Annotated in this window: 16 protein-coding genes; 5 read left to right on the forward strand and 11 right to left on the reverse strand. The window is 74.5% G+C overall.

Annotated features, from left to right (window positions below; all coding sequences use genetic code 11):
- Positions 1–15: 15 nt before the first annotated feature.
- The 9 genes from CCE01nite_RS14710 to CCE01nite_RS14750 form a co-directional block, all read right to left on the reverse strand.
- Positions 16–747, reverse strand: coding sequence for a lysophospholipid acyltransferase family protein (locus CCE01nite_RS14710; protein WP_034631548.1), 732 nt, complete (start codon positions 745–747; stop codon positions 16–18).
- Positions 744–1,493 (reverse strand): (d)CMP kinase, encoded by a 750-nt coding sequence (gene cmk / locus CCE01nite_RS14715; protein ID WP_052104237.1) that lies wholly within the window; start codon positions 1,491–1,493, stop codon positions 744–746. Before cmk ends, CCE01nite_RS14710 begins: the two co-directional genes overlap by 4 nt.
- Positions 1,475–2,590 (reverse strand): prephenate dehydrogenase, encoded by a 1,116-nt coding sequence (locus CCE01nite_RS14720; RefSeq protein ID WP_034631546.1) that lies wholly within the window; start codon positions 2,588–2,590, stop codon positions 1,475–1,477. The genes cmk and CCE01nite_RS14720 overlap by 19 nt, the downstream gene beginning before the upstream one ends.
- The gene (locus CCE01nite_RS14725; RefSeq protein ID WP_307722744.1) at positions 2,587–3,321 is read right to left on the reverse strand and encodes a pseudouridine synthase; all 735 of its coding nucleotides are present in this window, start codon (positions 3,319–3,321) and stop codon (positions 2,587–2,589) included. The genes CCE01nite_RS14720 and CCE01nite_RS14725 overlap by 4 nt, the downstream gene beginning before the upstream one ends.
- Before the next feature lie 368 nt (positions 3,322–3,689).
- A complete protein-coding gene (gene scpB / locus CCE01nite_RS14730) occupies positions 3,690–4,502 on the reverse strand; it encodes an SMC-Scp complex subunit ScpB (protein WP_084142388.1) in 813 nt (270 codons plus the stop codon).
- Entirely contained in the window at positions 4,499–5,485 is a 987-nt protein-coding gene (locus CCE01nite_RS14735) for a segregation and condensation protein A (RefSeq protein ID WP_052103291.1), read from the reverse strand. The genes scpB and CCE01nite_RS14735 overlap by 4 nt, the downstream gene beginning before the upstream one ends.
- The gene (locus CCE01nite_RS14740) at positions 5,469–6,335 is read right to left on the reverse strand and encodes a ParA family protein (protein WP_034624365.1); all 867 of its coding nucleotides are present in this window, start codon (positions 6,333–6,335) and stop codon (positions 5,469–5,471) included. The genes CCE01nite_RS14735 and CCE01nite_RS14740 overlap by 17 nt, the downstream gene beginning before the upstream one ends.
- A gap of 112 nt (positions 6,336–6,447) precedes the next feature.
- Positions 6,448–7,425: a site-specific tyrosine recombinase XerD gene (xerD, locus tag CCE01nite_RS14745; RefSeq protein ID WP_034624314.1), complete on the reverse strand. Its 978-nt coding sequence runs from the start codon at positions 7,423–7,425 to the stop codon at positions 6,448–6,450.
- Positions 7,426–7,438: 13 nt separating this feature from the next.
- Positions 7,439–8,320, reverse strand: coding sequence for a heme o synthase (locus CCE01nite_RS14750; RefSeq protein ID WP_034624361.1), 882 nt, complete (start codon positions 8,318–8,320; stop codon positions 7,439–7,441).
- A 473-nt stretch (positions 8,321–8,793) separates the two neighbouring features.
- Between CCE01nite_RS14750 and tkt the strand changes: the two genes are divergently transcribed.
- From tkt to pgl, 5 genes are all read left to right on the forward strand, one after another.
- Positions 8,794–10,962, forward strand: a complete 2,169-nt coding sequence (gene tkt / locus CCE01nite_RS14755; protein ID WP_034624311.1) for a transketolase — start codon at positions 8,794–8,796, stop codon at positions 10,960–10,962.
- A gap of 67 nt (positions 10,963–11,029) precedes the next feature.
- Positions 11,030–12,151, forward strand: a complete 1,122-nt coding sequence (gene tal, locus CCE01nite_RS14760) for a transaldolase (RefSeq protein WP_034624308.1) — start codon at positions 11,030–11,032, stop codon at positions 12,149–12,151.
- Positions 12,148–13,689, forward strand: coding sequence for a glucose-6-phosphate dehydrogenase (gene zwf, locus CCE01nite_RS14765; protein WP_034624305.1), 1,542 nt, complete (start codon positions 12,148–12,150; stop codon positions 13,687–13,689). The genes tal and zwf overlap by 4 nt, the downstream gene beginning before the upstream one ends.
- Positions 13,686–14,603, forward strand: a complete 918-nt coding sequence (gene opcA / locus CCE01nite_RS14770) for a glucose-6-phosphate dehydrogenase assembly protein OpcA (protein WP_034624304.1) — start codon at positions 13,686–13,688, stop codon at positions 14,601–14,603. Before zwf ends, opcA begins: the two co-directional genes overlap by 4 nt.
- Positions 14,600–15,406 carry a 6-phosphogluconolactonase gene (pgl, locus tag CCE01nite_RS14775; RefSeq protein WP_052103290.1) on the forward strand — a complete coding sequence of 269 codons (807 nt, stop codon included), beginning with the start codon at positions 14,600–14,602 and terminating at the stop codon, positions 15,404–15,406. The genes opcA and pgl overlap by 4 nt, the downstream gene beginning before the upstream one ends.
- 121 nt (positions 15,407–15,527) lie before the next feature.
- On the opposite strand, the gene CCE01nite_RS14780 is transcribed toward pgl, so the two are convergent.
- Positions 15,528–15,875 carry an RNA polymerase-binding protein RbpA gene (locus CCE01nite_RS14780; RefSeq protein WP_034624303.1) on the reverse strand — a complete coding sequence of 116 codons (348 nt, stop codon included), beginning with the start codon at positions 15,873–15,875 and terminating at the stop codon, positions 15,528–15,530.
- A 10-nt stretch (positions 15,876–15,885) separates the two neighbouring features.
- Positions 15,886–16,128, reverse strand: coding sequence for a preprotein translocase subunit SecG (secG, locus tag CCE01nite_RS14785; protein ID WP_034624302.1), 243 nt, complete (start codon positions 16,126–16,128; stop codon positions 15,886–15,888).
- Positions 16,129–16,216: the final 88 nt, after the last annotated feature.

The raw sequence follows: 16,216 nt of genomic DNA on the forward strand, positions 1-16,216 counted from the left end.
GCACCGCTCGCGGGACTAATGCGGGCGGGGCGTCGCCGCGGGTGAACGACGCGGCGCCTCCGGGTCGTCGGTCGGCAGCGTGAGCCCCGTGCGGGCCGCGGCGGCCGTCACGTGCGACGCGAGCCCCGTCCGGATCGCCTCCTGGGCGGCGGCGAGCGCCTCGCGCCGGGACGCGCCCGGCGCCGCCGCGAGGTCGAGCGGCGCACCGAACTCGACCGCGAGGCGGCGGCGGGGCGCGGGCAGGTGCCGGACGGACTCGCCGGTGCGGCGGGTGCCGAGCACCGCGACCGGCAGGACCGTCGCGCCCGAGTTGACCGCGAGCCACGCGATGCCGGCGCGCGCGCTCGTCACGTCGCCGCGCCCCCGGTTGCCCTCGGGGAACACGCCGACGACGCCGCCGTGCTTGAGGACCGCGAGCGCGGTGGTCAGGGCCGGGCGCCCGTTCGCGCGGTCGACGGGGATCTGCCGGCACCAGCGCAGCAGCGCACCGACGGGACCGCGGAACATCTCGTGCTTGACCAGCAGGTGGACCGGTCGCGGGGTCACGCCGAACAGCACGGGCCCGTCGAGCACGCCCAGGTGGTTCGCGGCGAGCAGCACCGGCCCGTCGGCGGGCAGGTTGTCCGTGCCGGTGACGCGCGTGTCCCAGACGCCGTGCGCGAGGAGGCGCCCGACCCACTGCCCGCGCGCGTGCCCCGGGGCGACGGCCGACGCGGTCGCCGCCGGGCGCACCGCGGCGGCGCTCATGCCCGCACGCCCGTGGCGCGGGCGACGACCTCGAGCACCGCGCGCACGGTCTGCTCGAAGTCGAGGTCCGAGGAGTCGACCGTGACGACGCCGTCCGCCGCGGTGTGGAACGTCGAGACGGTCGCGTCGTCGGCGTCACGGCGCAGCACCTGGTCCCGCGTGGCCTCGACCGCGGCGGCGTCGTCGGAGCCGTGCACGTCCCGGGCCCGGCGCGCGAGCCGGGCCTCCTCGCTCGCGGTCAGCAGGAGCCGCACGTCGGCGTCGGGCGCGATCACGGTCGTGATGTCCCGCCCCTCCGCGACGACGCCGCGGCCCTGCGAGAACGACCCGGGTGCGCTCTCAGCGGCGATGGCCTCGCGCTGGAGCCGCCCGAGCTCGGCGCGCACGTCGAGGTTCGTCGCGACCGCGCTGACCGCCGCGGAGATGCGGGTCTCGCGGATCGCCTCCGCGACGTCGTGCTCGCCGACGTGGACCGTCGGGGCGTCCGGGTCGACGCCGACGACGAGCGGGAGGCCCCGCACCGTCGCCGCGACCGCCGCGGTGTCGTCGAGCGGCACCCCGGTCTCGAGGCACCACCACGTCGCCGCGCGGTACATCGCGCCGGTGTCGAGGAACGCGAGCCCCAGCCGCCGGGCCACCTCGCGCGAGACGCTCGACTTCCCGGACCCCGAGGGCCCGTCGACCGCCACGACCACCGTGCGCCCGCCCGTCGCGGACACCTGCGTGCTCAACTCACCAGCCTCCATCCGCGGGCCGTCAGCTCCGCCTCGAGGTGTTCCGAGCGACCCGGGAGGACCGAGATCGCCGCCATGCCGACCGGGCGGCCCGCCGAGTGCTCGAGCTGCAGGTCCTCGAGGTTGACCCCCGCGTGCCCGACGTCCGTGAGCAGCCGCGCGAGCTCGCCCGGGCTGTCGGGGACCAGGACCGTGACGACCTCGTACGTGCGCTGCGCGCCGCCGTGCTTGCCGGGGACGCGCGCGACGCCCGTGTTGCCGTCCGCGATGACCTGAGCCACGGTCGCGAGCGCGCCGAGCTCGATGTCGTCCCAGGTCACCGCCGCGTCGATCTGGTCGAGCGCGTCGATCACGGTGTCCAGGTCGCCGCGCAGGGCGCGCAGCACGTCGCGCACCGCACCGGCGTTGCCCGCGAGGATCGACGTCCACAGCGCGGGGTCGCTCGCGGCGAGGCGGGTCACGTCGCGCAGCCCCTGCCCGGCGAGGCCGAGCGCCTCGGGCGGCGTCGTGCGCAGCCGCGCGGCGACGAGGCTCGCGGCGACCTGCGGGACGTGCGAGACGACGGCCACCGCGGCGTCGTGCGACACCGCGTCCATCGTGACCGGGACGGCCCCGAGGTCCACCGCGAGCGCGCGCACGGCGAGCACCGCCTCGGGCGTCGACTCCCCCGAGCCGACGACGACCCACGGGCGGCCGACGAACAGGTCCGGCACCGCGGCCGACGGGCCCGAGCGCTCCCGGCCGGCCATCGGGTGGGAGCCGACGAAGCGCGTGAGGTCCGCACCCCACGCGCGCAGCTCGTCGAGCACGACGCCCTTGACGCTCGCGACGTCCGTCACCACCGCGCCGGGGTGCGCGGCAAGCTCGTCGCGCACGACCTGCGCCGTGACGTCCGGCGGCGCCGCGACGACGACGAGCGTGGGCGGGTCGTCGTCCGGGTGGGCCGGCCGCCCGGCGCCGACGTCGCGGGCGAGCGCGAGCGCGGTGCGGGACGGGTCGTGCAGCACGACGTCGACCCCGCGCGTCGCGAGGCCCAGCCCCACGGAGGCACCGAGCAGCCCGGTGCCGACCACGCGCACCGGGCCGCGCGTGGCGACCGCTGAGCTCACATCCCCACCTGCGTCATGAGCGAGCCGAGCTCCTCCTTGCCGAGCACGCGCGTCTTGCCCGGGCGCAGGTCGCCGAGCTTGATCGGGCCGACCTGGGTGCGCACCAGGCGGGTGACCGGGTGACCGACCTCCTCGAACATGCGGCGCACGATGCGGTTGCGGCCCTCGTGCAGCACGACCTCGATCAGCGCGGCCTGCGGCGTCGAGTCGACGATCCGGTACCGGTCGACCTTCGCGAGCCCGTCCTCGAGCTCGACGCCGTGCAGCATCTTGTTCGCGACGTTGCCGGCCACGTGGCCCTCGACGTGCGCGAGGTACGTCTTGGCGACCTCGTGCGACGGGTGCGACAGGCGGTTCGCGAGCTCGCCGTCGTTCGTCAGTAGCAGCAGCCCCTCGGTCTCGGCGTCGAGCCGCCCGACGTGGAACAGCCGCTCCTCGCGGTGCGCGACGAGCTCGGCGAGCGACGGGCGCCCCTCCGGGTCGTGCATCGTCGAGACGACGCCGAGCGGCTTGTTGAGCGCGATCGTGATGAGCGACGTGTCGAGCTGGATGCGCAGCCCGTCGAGGTGGATGACCGCCGTCTTGGGGTCGACCCGCACGCCGAGCTCGCGCACGAGCACGCCGTCGACGGTCACGCGACCGTCGGCGATCAGGTCCTCGCACGCGCGCCGCGAGCCCAGGCCCGCGGTCGCGAGCACCTTCTGCAGGCGCACGCCCTCGGGGTCGTGCACGTCGCGCAGCGGCTCGGCCGCCGGAGCGGGCCGGGTCCGACGCGCGGGCTGTGCGCCGCGGGGGGCCGCGGTGCGCGAGCCGCGCTGCGGGACGCCGCGCCCGGTGCCGGCTCCGGTGCGCTCGCCGCCGGAGCGGGGTCCACCCGTGCGCTCGCCGCCGCGCGGTGCGCCCGCACGCTCGCCGCCGGCGCGTGCGGGGCCACCGCGCTCGCCGCTCCGCTCCCCCGCACGCTCGCCGCCACGACCTGCGCCGCCGCCCTGCCCGCGGCCCGCGCCGCTGCTCTGCCCACCGCGACCCGTCCCCGCACGTCCCGTGCCTCCGGCTCGCTCAGGTCGCCCTGTGCCTCCGCGCCGTCCGTCTGATGCGCTCATCGTGCCTCTCCGTTCGCCCTGTCCACGCCCTCGAGCGTGTCGATGTCCGGTAGGTAGGGCGCGAGCGGTGGCAGCTCGTCCAGGCTCGCGAGTCCCATCCGCTCCAGGAAGTATCCCGTGGTCTGGTAGAGCACCGCACCGGTCGTCGGCTCGGTGCCCGCCTCGGCGACCAGCCCGCGCGCCGTGAGCGTCCGCACGACGCCGTCCACGTTGACCCCGCGCACCCCCGAGACCTGCCCGCGCGTGACCGGCTGGCGGTACGCGATGACGGCGAGCGTCTCGAGCGCGGCCTGCGTGAGCCGCGCGGTCTGCCCCTCGAGCACGAACCGCCCGACGACGTCCGCGTACGGCGACGCCGAGTAGATCCGCCAGCCCGCCCCCGCGAGCCGCAGCTCGAAGCCGCGCGGGCGCCCCCCGTGGTCCCCCCGGTACTCCGCCGCGAGCTCGTCGAGGAGCTCCTGCACCCGCGCGGTCGGCAACGCGAGCACCGACGCGAGCCGCACCGCCGGGATCGGCTCGTCGGCCACCATGAGCACGGCCTCGAGCGCCGCGAGCGCGCCGCCGGGCAGGTCGTCGACGTCGAACGCGAGCTCGTCGGCGGCGACGTCGGTCGCCGTCGCGGTGAGGTCGGCGGGGGCGGACGAGCCGGCGGTCACGGTCGGCTCCACGGGAGCGAACGGCTCACGGGAAGCGGTCGCCTCGACGGGCACGGTCGCCTCGACGGGAGCCGTCGGGTCGGCCGCGGGCGTGGCGTCCGGCGCGACCGCCTCCGGCGACGGGACCGCGTCGGGCGGCGGGACCTGGCTCATGCGGTGGGCTCCTGCGGCTGGTCGGTGAGGTCGACCGGGAGGTCGGGGGTCGGAGGCGTGGTGGCGTCGGGGGCGGCGGCGTCGGGAGTGGCGGCCTCGCCGTCGGGCCCGTCGAAGTCATCGGACACCTCGACGTCGCCCTCCTCCGCCCCGGTCCAGCGCACGGTGAGCTCCCCGAGCGGCTCGACCTGGTCGAAGCCGACGGCCCCCTCGCGGAACAGCTCGAGCAGCGCGAGGAACCGGGCCACCACGACGATCGTGGCGTCCGCGTCGGCGGTCAGTGCCCGGAACGACAGCGCGCCACCGTGCCGCAGCCGGTCGACGAGCACCGCGGCCTGCTCGCGCACCGAGACCGCCGGGGCGTGCAGGTGGCTGAGGTCGACACCGGGCGGCGGGGCCTTCGGCGCGAGGACCTTGGCGGCCAGCGCGGCGAGCTCGTCGGGCCCGATCTGCCACACGAGCTCGGGCAGCAGCGCCGCGAGCTGCGGCTCGAGAGTGACCGTCCGCGGGAAGCGCCGCGCCTCCGCGGCCAGCCGCTCCCCGATGTCGCGGGCGACGACCTTGTACGCGCGGTACTGCAGGAGCCGGGCGAACAGCAGGTCGCGCGCCTCGAGCAGCTCGAGGTCCTCGGCGTCCTCGACGTCGCCGGACGGCAGCAGCCGGGCCGCCTTGAGGTCCAGCAGCGTCGCGGCCACGACGAGGAACTCGCTCGCCTGGCTCAGGTCCCACGACGTCCCGCCCTCGGCCGCGGCGCGCTCGGCCGCGCGGATGTGCGCGATGAACTCGTTCGTCACCTGCCCGAGCGAGACCTCGGTGATGTCGAGCTTGTGCTTCGCGATGAGCCCGAGCAGCAGGTCGAACGGGCCCGAGAAGTTCGTGAGGTGGACCTCGAAGCCGCCGGCGCCGGGCGCGGCACGTCCGGGGACCTCGGGCTGCGGGGGCGTCGTCGCGCTTGCGGAGGCCGCCTCAGGCGGCGTCGCCACGGGCGATGAGCTCACGGGCCAGCTGCCGGTACGCCGTGGCGCCGCTGTGGGTCGGCGCGTACGTGGTGATGGGCTCCGCGGCGACCGAGGAGTCCGGGAACTTGACCGTCCGGCCGATCACGGTGTGCAGCAGGGTGTCGCCGAAGGCCTCGTTGAGCCGGGCCACGACCTCGCGCGCGTGCAGCGTCCGCGGGTCGTACATCGTGGCCAGTATCCCGTCGACCTCGAGGCGCGGGTTGAGCCGGTCGCGCACCTTCTCGATGGTCTCGATGAGCAGCGCGACCCCGCGCAGCGCGAAGAACTCGCACTCGAGCGGGATCAGGACGCCGTGCGCGGCCGTGAGCGCGTTCACGGTGAGCAGGCCGAGCGACGGCTGGCAGTCGATGAGCACGACGTCGTACTCGTCGAGCACCGGGCGCAGGACGCGCGCGAGCACCGACTCGCGGGCGACCTCGCCGACGAGCTGGACCTCGGCGGCGGAGAGGTCGATGTTCGCGGGCAGCAGGTCGAGCCCGGGGACCGACGTCGCGTGGATGACCTCGCGGACGGGGGCGTGCGGCTCCATCAGGAGGTTGTAGACGGTCCGGTCGAGCTCGTGCGGGCTGACGCCGAGCCCGACGGACGCAGCGCCCTGGGGGTCGAAGTCGACGATGAGGACCCGGCGGCCGTACTCCGCGAGCGACGCCGCGAGGTTGATGGTCGAGGTCGTCTTGCCGACCCCGCCCTTCTGGTTGCACATCGCGATCACCCGCGCCGGGCCGTGGCTCGCGAGGGGTGCCGGGAGGGGGAACTCGGGCAGCGCTCGCCCGACGGGGTCGAGGATCGCCTCGGTCGTCTGCTCGCTCGCCACGCGCACAACTTACCGGAGGGCTCGCTCGGCGAGCGTGCGACAGACCGCACGCTCGCGCGGTTCTCGCGCGGCCGGCCCGGGGCGGACCGGGCGCCGGGCCCGGCGACGGGCGTCAGCGACCGGCCGGCTCGCGGCGGAGCGCCCTCGGGTGCGCGGTCGCGTAGACCTCGCGCAGCGTGTCCCGCGTCACGAGCGTGTAGACCTGCGTCGTGGTCACCGACGCGTGCCCGAGCAGCTCCTGCACGACGCGGACGTCGGCCCCGCCGGCCAGCAGGTGCGTCGCGAACGAGTGGCGCAGCGTGTGCGGGGACACGTGGGCGGACGCGGGCAGCTGCGCACGCTCGGCCGAGGCCCGCAGCACCGCCCACGCGCTCTGCCGGCTCAGCCGCGAGCCGCGCGTGTTGAGGAACAGCGCGCTCGTCCCGCGCCCGGCGGCGGCGAGCGCGGGCCGCCCGCGCACGACGTAGGCCTCGACCGCGTCGACCGCGTAGCTGCCGACGGGGACGACCCGCTCCTTGCTGCCCTTGCCGAGCAGGCGCACCGCGGAGCGGCCCCGCGTGAGGTCGAGGTCGTCGACGTCGAGCCCGACCGCCTCGGAGATGCGCGCGCCCGTCGAGTACAGCAGCTCCAGCAGCGCACGGTCGCGCAGCGGCCCGGGCCCGTCGCCCGCACCCGCCGCCTCGAGCAGCCGCTCGACGTCGTCGGTCGAGATCGCCTTGGGCAGGCGCCGGGGCTGCGCGGGCGGCCGGACGGCGCTCGCCGCGTCGGTCCCCGTGAGGCCCTCGAGCGCGCAGAACCGGTGCCAGCCGCGGACGGCGACGACGGCGCGCGCGGCGGACGACGCCGAGAGGACCGCTCCCCCGTCGGAGCCGGTGCGCACCACGAGCACGAAGTCCTCGACGTCGCGCTCGGTCACGTCGGCCGGGGCGCTGCGGCCCGCCGCCTCGAGGTACTGCACGTACCGCGCGAGGTCCCGGCGGTAGGCGCCGAGCGTGTTGGCCGAGAGGCCGCGCTCGACGGTCAGGTGCGCGAGGTAGTCCCGCATGGCGTCGTGCAGGGGACCTGTGGGGTCCGGCCGGTCCTCGGGCATCGACCGGCCGCGATCAGAGCGGGAGGAAGACGTCCACCGCGACGGCGACGCACAGGAGCGTGAGGTAGGTGATCGAGCCGTGGAACACCTTCATCGCGCCGAGCTTGCCGCGCGAGGGGTCCTGCGCGCGCCGCAGCAGGCCGACGCAGGACCAGAGGAACCAGGCGCCGAGCCCGAGCGCCACGACGCCGTAGACCCACGTCATGTCGGCCACGGGGACGAGCAGGAGGGAGCACGCGATCATCGCGATCGTGTACGCGATCATCTCGCGGGCGACCTTGGTGTCGGCGGCCACGACGGGCAGCATCGGCACCCCGGCGGCGGCGTACTCGCGCCGGAACTTCATCGACAGCGGCCAGTAGTGCGGCGGCGTCCAGAAGAAGATGACGCCGAACAGCAGGGCCGCGGCCCACGACACGGTCCCCGTGACGGCGGACCAGCCGATGAGCACCGGCATGCAGCCGGCCGCGCCGCCCCAGACGATGTTCTGCGCGGTGCGGCGCTTGAGGATCATCGTGTAGCCGACGACGTAGATCGCGATGGCGCCGAACGTGAGCCACGCGGCGGCCGGGTTGACCACGAGCGCGAACCACGCGATCGACAGCGCCCCGAGCACGAGCCCGAAGACGAGCGCGGCGCGCGGGGTGATCTCGCCCGTGACGAGCGGCCGGCGCTTCGTGCGGTTCATGACCTCGTCGATGTCGCGGTCGAGGTAGCAGTTGAGCGTGTTGGCCGAGCCGGCGGCGGCCGCTCCCCCGACGAGCGTCGCGAGCACGAGCCCGACGGACGGGAACCCGCGCTCCGCGAGGATCATCGTCGGCAGCGTCGTGACGAGCAGCAGCTCGATGATGCGCGGCTTCGTCAGCGCGACGTACGCGGCGAGGTGACGCAGCACCCGGCGTGCCCGGTCGGCGGTGCCGGCCTCGGCTCCGGCGCGGGCGGCGGTGGGGGCGACGTTCACGACGGTGGGCCGCCACGGGGTCGCTCGTCCGGACGCTCCGGCGTCGTCCAGGGGGGCGGGGCTCGTGGTGCGCACGCGCTGCGGTCTTCCGTTCGTCTGGTTCGGGGTGTTCGCCCAGCCATCGTACGGCCCCACCCCGCGCGACCCGCGCGCCGAGCAGGTGCGAAGTGCCCGCCGACGGTGTGAGATCGGTCGGCAGGGGCGCGAGAGTGGCAGTGGGAAAGCGCTATCCGCTCTCGTGGGACGCCACCGCACGCCCGGCGGATTGCGAGATAGGCTCGATATGCACAGTGCGCGGCGAGGCCGTCGGCCCCGCCCAGACGCCATGTGACCGGCACCCACCGAGGGTCGCCCGGCCAGTTCGATCGACGCCCCGAGCATCGAGCCCGCGGCGGGAATGAGGTGCGGTGAACGCGAAGGCCCCCCAGGCACAGACCGTCGGATGGACCGAGCTCGACCACAAGGCGGTCGACACCGTCCGGGTCCTCGCGGCCGACGCGGTGGAGAAGGTCGGCAACGGCCACCCCGGCACGGCGATCAGCCTCGCGCCCGCCGCGTACCTGCTCTACCAGAACGTGCTGCGCCACGACCCGGCGGACCCGCACTGGCTCGGCCGCGACCGCTTCATCCTCTCGGCGGGCCACTCGAGCCTCACGCAGTACATCCAGCTCTACCTCGCGGGCTTCGGCCTCGAGCTCGAGGACATCGCGGCGCTGCGCACGTGGGGCTCGAAGACCCCCGGCCACCCCGAGTACAAGCACACCGAGGGCGTCGAGATCACGACCGGCCCGCTCGGCCAGGGTCTCGCGAGCGCCGTCGGCTTCGCGATGGCCGCCCGCCGCGAGCGCGGGCTGCTCGACCCGGAGTCCCCCGCGGGCGAGAGCCCGTTCGACCACCACGTGTACGTCATCGCCTCCGACGGCGACCTGCAGGAGGGCGTCACGAGCGAGGCGTCGTCGATCGCCGGGACCCAGAAGCTCGGCAACCTCATCGTGCTGTGGGACGACAACCACATCTCGATCGAGGGCGACACCGAGATCGCGTTCACCGAGGACGTGCTCAAGCGGTACGAGGCCTACGGCTGGCACGTCCAGTTCGTCGACTGGACCGCGGGCCCCGACGGCTACGTCGAGGACGTCGACGCGCTGCACGCCGCGATCGAGGCCGCCAAGGCCGTCACCGACCGCCCGTCGTTCATCGGCCTCCGCACGATCATCGCGTGGCCGTCGCCGACCAAGCAGAACACGCACGGCTCGCACGGCTCGAAGCTCGGCACCGACGAGGTCCGCGGCCTCAAGGAGGCCCTCGGCTTCGACGCGACGAAGAGCTTCGACGTCGCACCCGAGGTCATCGAGCACACCCGCAAGGCGCTCGAGCGCGGCACGCAGGCCCAGGCGGAGTGGGCGCCGAAGTTCGAGGCGTGGCGCGCCGCCAACCCGGACCGCGCCGCGCTGCTCGACCGGCTCCGCGCCGGCGAGCTCCCGACCGGGTGGACCGACGCCCTCCCGACGTTCCCCCCGGGCAAGGCCGTCGCCACGCGCGCGGCCTCCGGCGAGGTCCTCTCGGCGCTCGCCGACGTCCTGCCCGAGCTGTGGGGCGGCTCCGCCGACCTCGCCGGCTCGAACAACACGACGATGAAGGGTCAGCCGTCCTTCCTGCCGCCCGAGCGCTCGACGCACGAGTTCGCGGGCGACGAGTTCGGCCGCACCCTGCACTTCGGGATCCGCGAGCACGCGATGGGCTCGATCCTCTCGGGCATCGTGCTGCACGGCCTCACGCGGGCGTACGGCGGCACGTTCTTCACGTTCAGCGACTACATGCGCGGTGCCGTGCGCCTCGCGGCGCTCATGGGCGTCCCGGCGATCTACGTGTGGACGCACGACTCGATCGGCCTTGGCGAGGACGGCCCGACGCACCAGCCCGTCGAGCACCTCACCGCGGTCCGCGCGATCCCCGGCCTCGCGGTCGTCCGCCCCGCGGACGCGAACGAGACCGCCGCGGCGTGGAGGGCCACGCTCGAGCGCACCGACGGCCCGGTCGGCCTCATCCTCACGCGCCAGAACGTGCCGACGTTCCCGCGCGGCGAGGACGGGTTCGCCGGCGCGGAGGGCGTCGTGCGCGGCGCCTACGTGCTGCTCGAGTCGAGCACCCCGACCCCCGAGGTGATCCTGATCGGGACCGGCTCCGAGGTGCAGCTCGCCGTCGCGGCGCGCGAGACCCTCGAGGCCGCGGGCGTCGGCACGCGCGTCGTCTCGGCGCCCTGCCTCGAGTGGTTCGCCGAGCAGGACGACGCCTACCGCGAGCAGGTCCTGCCCGCGTCGGTGCGCGCCCGCGTCTCGGTCGAGGCCGGCATCGCGCTGTCGTGGCACAAGATCGTCGGCGACGCCGGCCGCAGCGTCTCGCTCGAGCACTACGGCGCCTCCGCGGCGTACGAGACGCTCTACGAGGAGTTCGGCATCACCGCCGACGCCGTCGTCGCCGCGGCCCACGAGTCGATCGCCGCCGCCTCGGGCGATGCCGCTCCCTCCGCCGCCGGCGCGACCCCCACGGAGAGCGGGACCGGCGACCAGCTCTGACCTCGGTCTCCGACATCGAGGCGCCCGCACCACCGGGCGCCGGCAACAGCACGGAAGGGGAACCACCATGGCACCGTCCGGCAGCAGCGCCCTCGACCGCCTCACCGCGGCCGGGGTCGCCATCTGGCTCGACGACCTCTCACGCGAGCGTCTCCGCACGGGGAACCTCGCCGAGCTCGTCGAGACGCGCGGCGTCGTCGGCGTGACGACGAACCCGACCATCTTCGCGAGCGCGCTCGCGAAGGGCGACGCCTACGACGAGCAGCTCCGTGAGCTCGCCGCCCAGGGCGCCGACCTCGACACGGCCGTGTTCACGATCACGACCGACGACGTGCGGGAGGCGGCGGACGTGCTGCGCCCGCTGCACGAGAGCACGGGCGGTGTCGACGGCCGCGTGTCCATCGAGGTGGACCCGCGCCTGGCCAAGGACACCGAGGGCACGATCGCGTCGGCCAAGGCCCTGTGGGCCACGGTCGACCGGCCCAACGTGTTCATCAAGATCCCCGCGACCCGGGAGGGTCTCGCGGCGATCACGGCCGTCCTCGGCGAGGGGATCAGCGTCAACGTGACGCTGATCTTCTCGCTCGAGCGGTACCGCGCGGTGCTCGACGCGTTCCTCGAGGGCCTCGAGAAGGCCCGCGCCAACGGCCACGACCTCGCGCCGATCGCGTCGGTGGCCTCGTTCTTCGTCTCGCGCGTCGACGCGGCGATCGACCCGCGGCTCGACGAGCTCGGTACGCCCGAGGCGGCCGCGCTGCGCGGCAAGGCGGCGATCGCCAACGCACGTCTCGCGTACGGGGTGTACGAGGAGGTCGTCGCCTCGGAGCGCTGGCAGCAGCTCGCTGCCGCCGGCGCGCGGCCGCAGCGCCCGCTGTGGGCCTCGACGGGCGTCAAGGACAAGGCCTACCCCGACACGCGGTACGTCGACGAGCTCGTCGTCGCGGGCGTGGTCAACACCATGCCCGAGGCCACGCTCCAGGCGGTCGCCGACCACGGCGACATCCACGGCGACACGGTGACGGGCACGCAGGCCGAGGCACAGGCCGTGATCGACGGCCTCGCGGCGCTCGGCATCGAGATCGACGAGGTCACCGAGACCCTCGAGACGGAGGGCGTCGGGAAGTTCGAGGCCAGCTGGGGCGAGCTGCTCGACACGGTCACCGAGGGCCTCGCGCGGGTGAGCCGGTGAGCCCCTCGAAAATCTCGGCGGCGCACAACCCGCTGCGCGACCCGCGCGACCGCCGTCTGCCGAGGATCGCGGGGCCGTGCGGCCTCGTGATCTTCGGCGTGACGGGTGACCTCGCCCGCAAGAAGCTCATGCCCGCGGTCTACGACCTCACGAACCGGGGGCTGCTGCCCCCCGGCTTCGCCCTGACCGGGTTCGCTCGGCGGGACTGGGAGGACCAGGACTTCGCGCAGATCGTGCACGACTCGGTCAAGGAGCACGCCCGCACGCCGTTCCGCGAGGCGACGTGGCGCCAGCTCGCCGAGGGCATCCGGTTCGTCCAGGGCACGTTCGACGACGACACCGCGTTCGACCGGCTGCGCGAGACCGTCGAGGACCTCGACGCCAAGCGCGGCACGGGCGGCAACCACGCGTTCTACCTGTCGGTCCCCCCGAGCTCGTTCCCGGTGGTGTGCCGCCAGCTCGCACGCTCGGGGCTCTCGCAGCCCCGCGAGGGTGCGTGGCGCCGGGTCGTCATCGAGAAGCCGTTCGGTCACGACCTGCAGAGCGCACGCGAGCTCAACGACGTCGTCTCCGAGGTCTTCCGGCCGGACGACGTCTTCCGGATCGACCACTACCTCGGCAAGGAGACGGTCCAGAACCTGCTCGCGCTGCGGTTCGCGAACCAGCTCTTCGAGCCGATCTGGAACTCGCACTACGTGGACCACGTCCAGATCACGATGGCCGAGGACATCGGCATCGGCGGTCGCGCCGGGTACTACGACGGGATCGGCGCCGCCCGCGACGTCATCCAGAACCACCTCCTGCAGCTCCTCGCGCTGACCGCGATGGAGGAGCCGGTGTCGTTCGATGCGGACGACCTGCGCGCGGAGAAGGAGAAGGTGCTCTCGGCGGTCCGACTCCCCCGTGACCTGGGCCGGCACACGTCGCGCGGCCAGTACGTCGCCGGGTGGCAGGGCGCCGAGGAGGTCGTCGGGTACCTCGAGGAGGAGGGCTTCTCGAGCACCTCGACGACCGAGACGTTCGCGGCCATCCGCGTCGACATCGACACCCGCCGCTGGGCGGGCGTGCCGTTCTACCTGCGCACGGGCAAGCGCCTCGGACGCCGCGTCACCGAGATCGCGGTCGTCTTCAAGCGCGCGCCGCACCTGCCGTTCGAGACGACCGCGACCGAGGAGCTCGGGCAGAACGCGCTCGTCATCCGCGTCCAGCCCGACGAGGGCGTGACGCTGCGGTTCGGCGCGAAGGTCCCCGGCACCGCGATGGCCGTCCGCGACGTCACGATGGACTTCGGGTACGGGCACGCGTTCACGGAGTCCTCCCCCGAGGCGTACGAGCGGCTCATCCTGGACGTCTTGCTCGGCGACCCCCCGCTCTTCCCGCGGCACGAGGAGGTCGAGCTGTCCTGGAAGATCCTCGACCCCATCACGGCGTACTGGGCGTCCAAGGGCAAGCCCGACCCCTACCGCTCGGGCACGTGGGGCCCCGACTCCGCTGACGAGATGATGGCCCGCGACGGCCGCGCCTGGAGGCTCCCGTGATCATCGACCTGCCCGGCACGAGCACGCGGGCGATCAACCGCCGGCTCGTCAAGGCGCGCGACGAGGGCGGCGCGGTCGCGCTCGGCCGCGTCCTCACGCTCATCATCGACGTCGACGGCCGCGACGCCGAGGAGGCGATCGAGGCCGCGAACGACGCGAGCCGCGAGCACCCGTGCCGCGTCATCGTGATCGCGGAGGACACCACGGCGGACGAGTCCCGGCTCGACGCGCAGATCCGCCTCGGCGGCGACGCGGGGGCGAGCGAGGTCATCGTGCTCCGTCCGGTCGGCGCGCTCGCGCAGCACCTCGACACGCTCGTCATGCCGCTCCTGCTGCCCGACGCGCCCATCGTCGTGTGGTGGCCGTACGAGATCCCGCAGGACCCCGCCCAGCACCCGCTCGGCCGCATGGCCCAGCGCCGGATCACGGACTCGACGCAGTGCGCGAAGCCGGGCGAGGTCCTGCGCCGGCTCGCGCAGGTCTACGCGGAGGGCGACACCGACCTCGCCTGGACGCGCGCGACCCTGTGGCGCGGGCTCATCGCCGCGACGCTCGACCAGCCGCCGTACGAGCAGGTGCAGCGGGTCGTCGTCTCGGGCGAGAGCACGCACCCGTCGGTCGACCTCATCGCGGCGTGGCTCGCGCAGTCCCTGCGCTGCCCCGTCGACGTCGAGCGCATCGCCGACGCCCCGGCCATCACGACGGTCCGGCTCGAGCGCGCGTCCGGTCCGATCGTGCTGGACCGCCCCGACGGCAAGACGGCGGCGCTGATCCAGCCCGACCAGCCCGAGCACCGCATCGCCCTGCCGATCCGGCAGCTGCGGGAGTGCCTCGCCGAGGAGCTGCGACGGCTGGATGCCGACGAGGTCTACGGCGAGGTGCTGCAGAAGGGCCTCGCGAGGTTGAGCTCATGACCACGCCGGCCCCCGAGCCTGCCGTGACGGCTCCCGAGCGGCAGCCGCACCACCGGCGCCGCGTCGTCGTCCACCCGGACGCCGGCACGCTCGCGGAGGCGGTGGCCGCGCGGCTGCTCACCCGCCTGCTCGACGTGCAGTCGCTGCACTCCCCCGTGCACGTCGGCCTGACGGGCGGCACCGTCGGCATCGCGCTGCTCCGGGCCGTGGCCCGCAGCCCGATCCGCGACGTCGTCGACTGGTCCGGCGTGCACGTGTGGTGGGGCGACGAGCGGTTCCTGCCGTCCGGCGACCCCGACCGCAACGAGACCCAGGCGCGCGACGCGCTGCTCGACTCCCTCGGGGACGTGCTGCCGGCGGAGAACGTGCACGCAATGCCCGCGCTGGGCGACGGGGTCGACACCCCGGAGCGGTCCGCCGAGGCGTACGCCGCCGAGCTCGCGCGGTTCGCCGCCGACGGGGCAGCGGCGCCCGAGCTCGACGTCCTGCTGCTCGGCATGGGACCCGACGGGCACGTCGCCTCGCTGTTCCCGGGGCACGACGCCCTCACGGTCACCGGGACGCCGACGGTCGGGGTGCACGGCTCGCCGAAGCCGCCGCCGGAGCGCGTGTCCCTGACGTTCGAGGCGATCAACGCCGCGCACCAGGTGTGGTTCGTCGTGGCGGGCGCCGAGAAGGCCGCACAGCTCGGCGCGGCGCTCTCGGGTGCCGACGTCGCCGCGACGCCCGCAGCGGGCGCCTACGGGCGCGAGCGGACGTTGTGGCTCGTCGACGCGGCTGCGGCCGCCGGCCTCCCCGCGTGAGGCCGACCGTCTGAGCCTCCGGCCCGCCGCGAGCTCGGACACGACGAAGCTCGGACACGACGAAGGGCGCCTGACCTCGCGGTCAGGCGCCCTTCGCGCTGTCTGGGGTCGTGCGCCCGCGTCAGCCGCCGCGACGTGCGCGGAGCGCGGCCAGCGCCTCGTCGAGGATCGCCTCGCCGTCCTCGTCGGAGCGACGCTCCTTCACGTACGCGAGGTGCGTCTTGTACGGCTCGTTCTTCGAGGGCGACGGCGGGTTGGCCTCGTCCTGCCCGGCCGGGAACCCGCAGCGCGGGCAGTCCCACGTCACGGGCGCCTCGGCGGCGGCCTCCTCGGCGAAGCTGGGCCGGGTCTCGTGCCCGTTGGCGCACCAGTAGGAGATCCAGACGCGCGGCGCGCTGTCCCCCCGCTCGGCCTCGCCCATCGGGCCCGCACCGACACGCGAACCCCTGATCGCGCTTCCACTCGCCACGATGGGCCCCCTAGCTGACGCGCTGGATCAGGCCCAGCAGCACGATGATGATCGCCCACGTGATCGCGACGGTGATGGTGATCCGGTTGAGGTTGCGCTCGGCGACCCCGGAGCTGCCTGCGCTGCTGGTGATGCCGCCACCGAACATGTCCGACAGACCGCCGCCCTTGCCCTTGTGCAGCAGGACCAGCGGGATCAGCAGGACGCTGGTCAGCACCAGCAGGATCTGGAAGGTGATGCGCAAGGCGTCCACGTCGGCGTCGGTTCCTCACTCGTTCTGGGACGTCACCCGAAGGTGGGTGCGGTACAGGTGACCGCGGTACAGGGTAGGCGACGTCGGC

This window comes from Cellulomonas cellasea, from assembly GCF_006538745.1.
In the GTDB taxonomy this organism is placed as follows: Bacteria; Actinomycetota; Actinomycetes; order Actinomycetales; family Cellulomonadaceae; genus Cellulomonas_A; species Cellulomonas_A cellasea.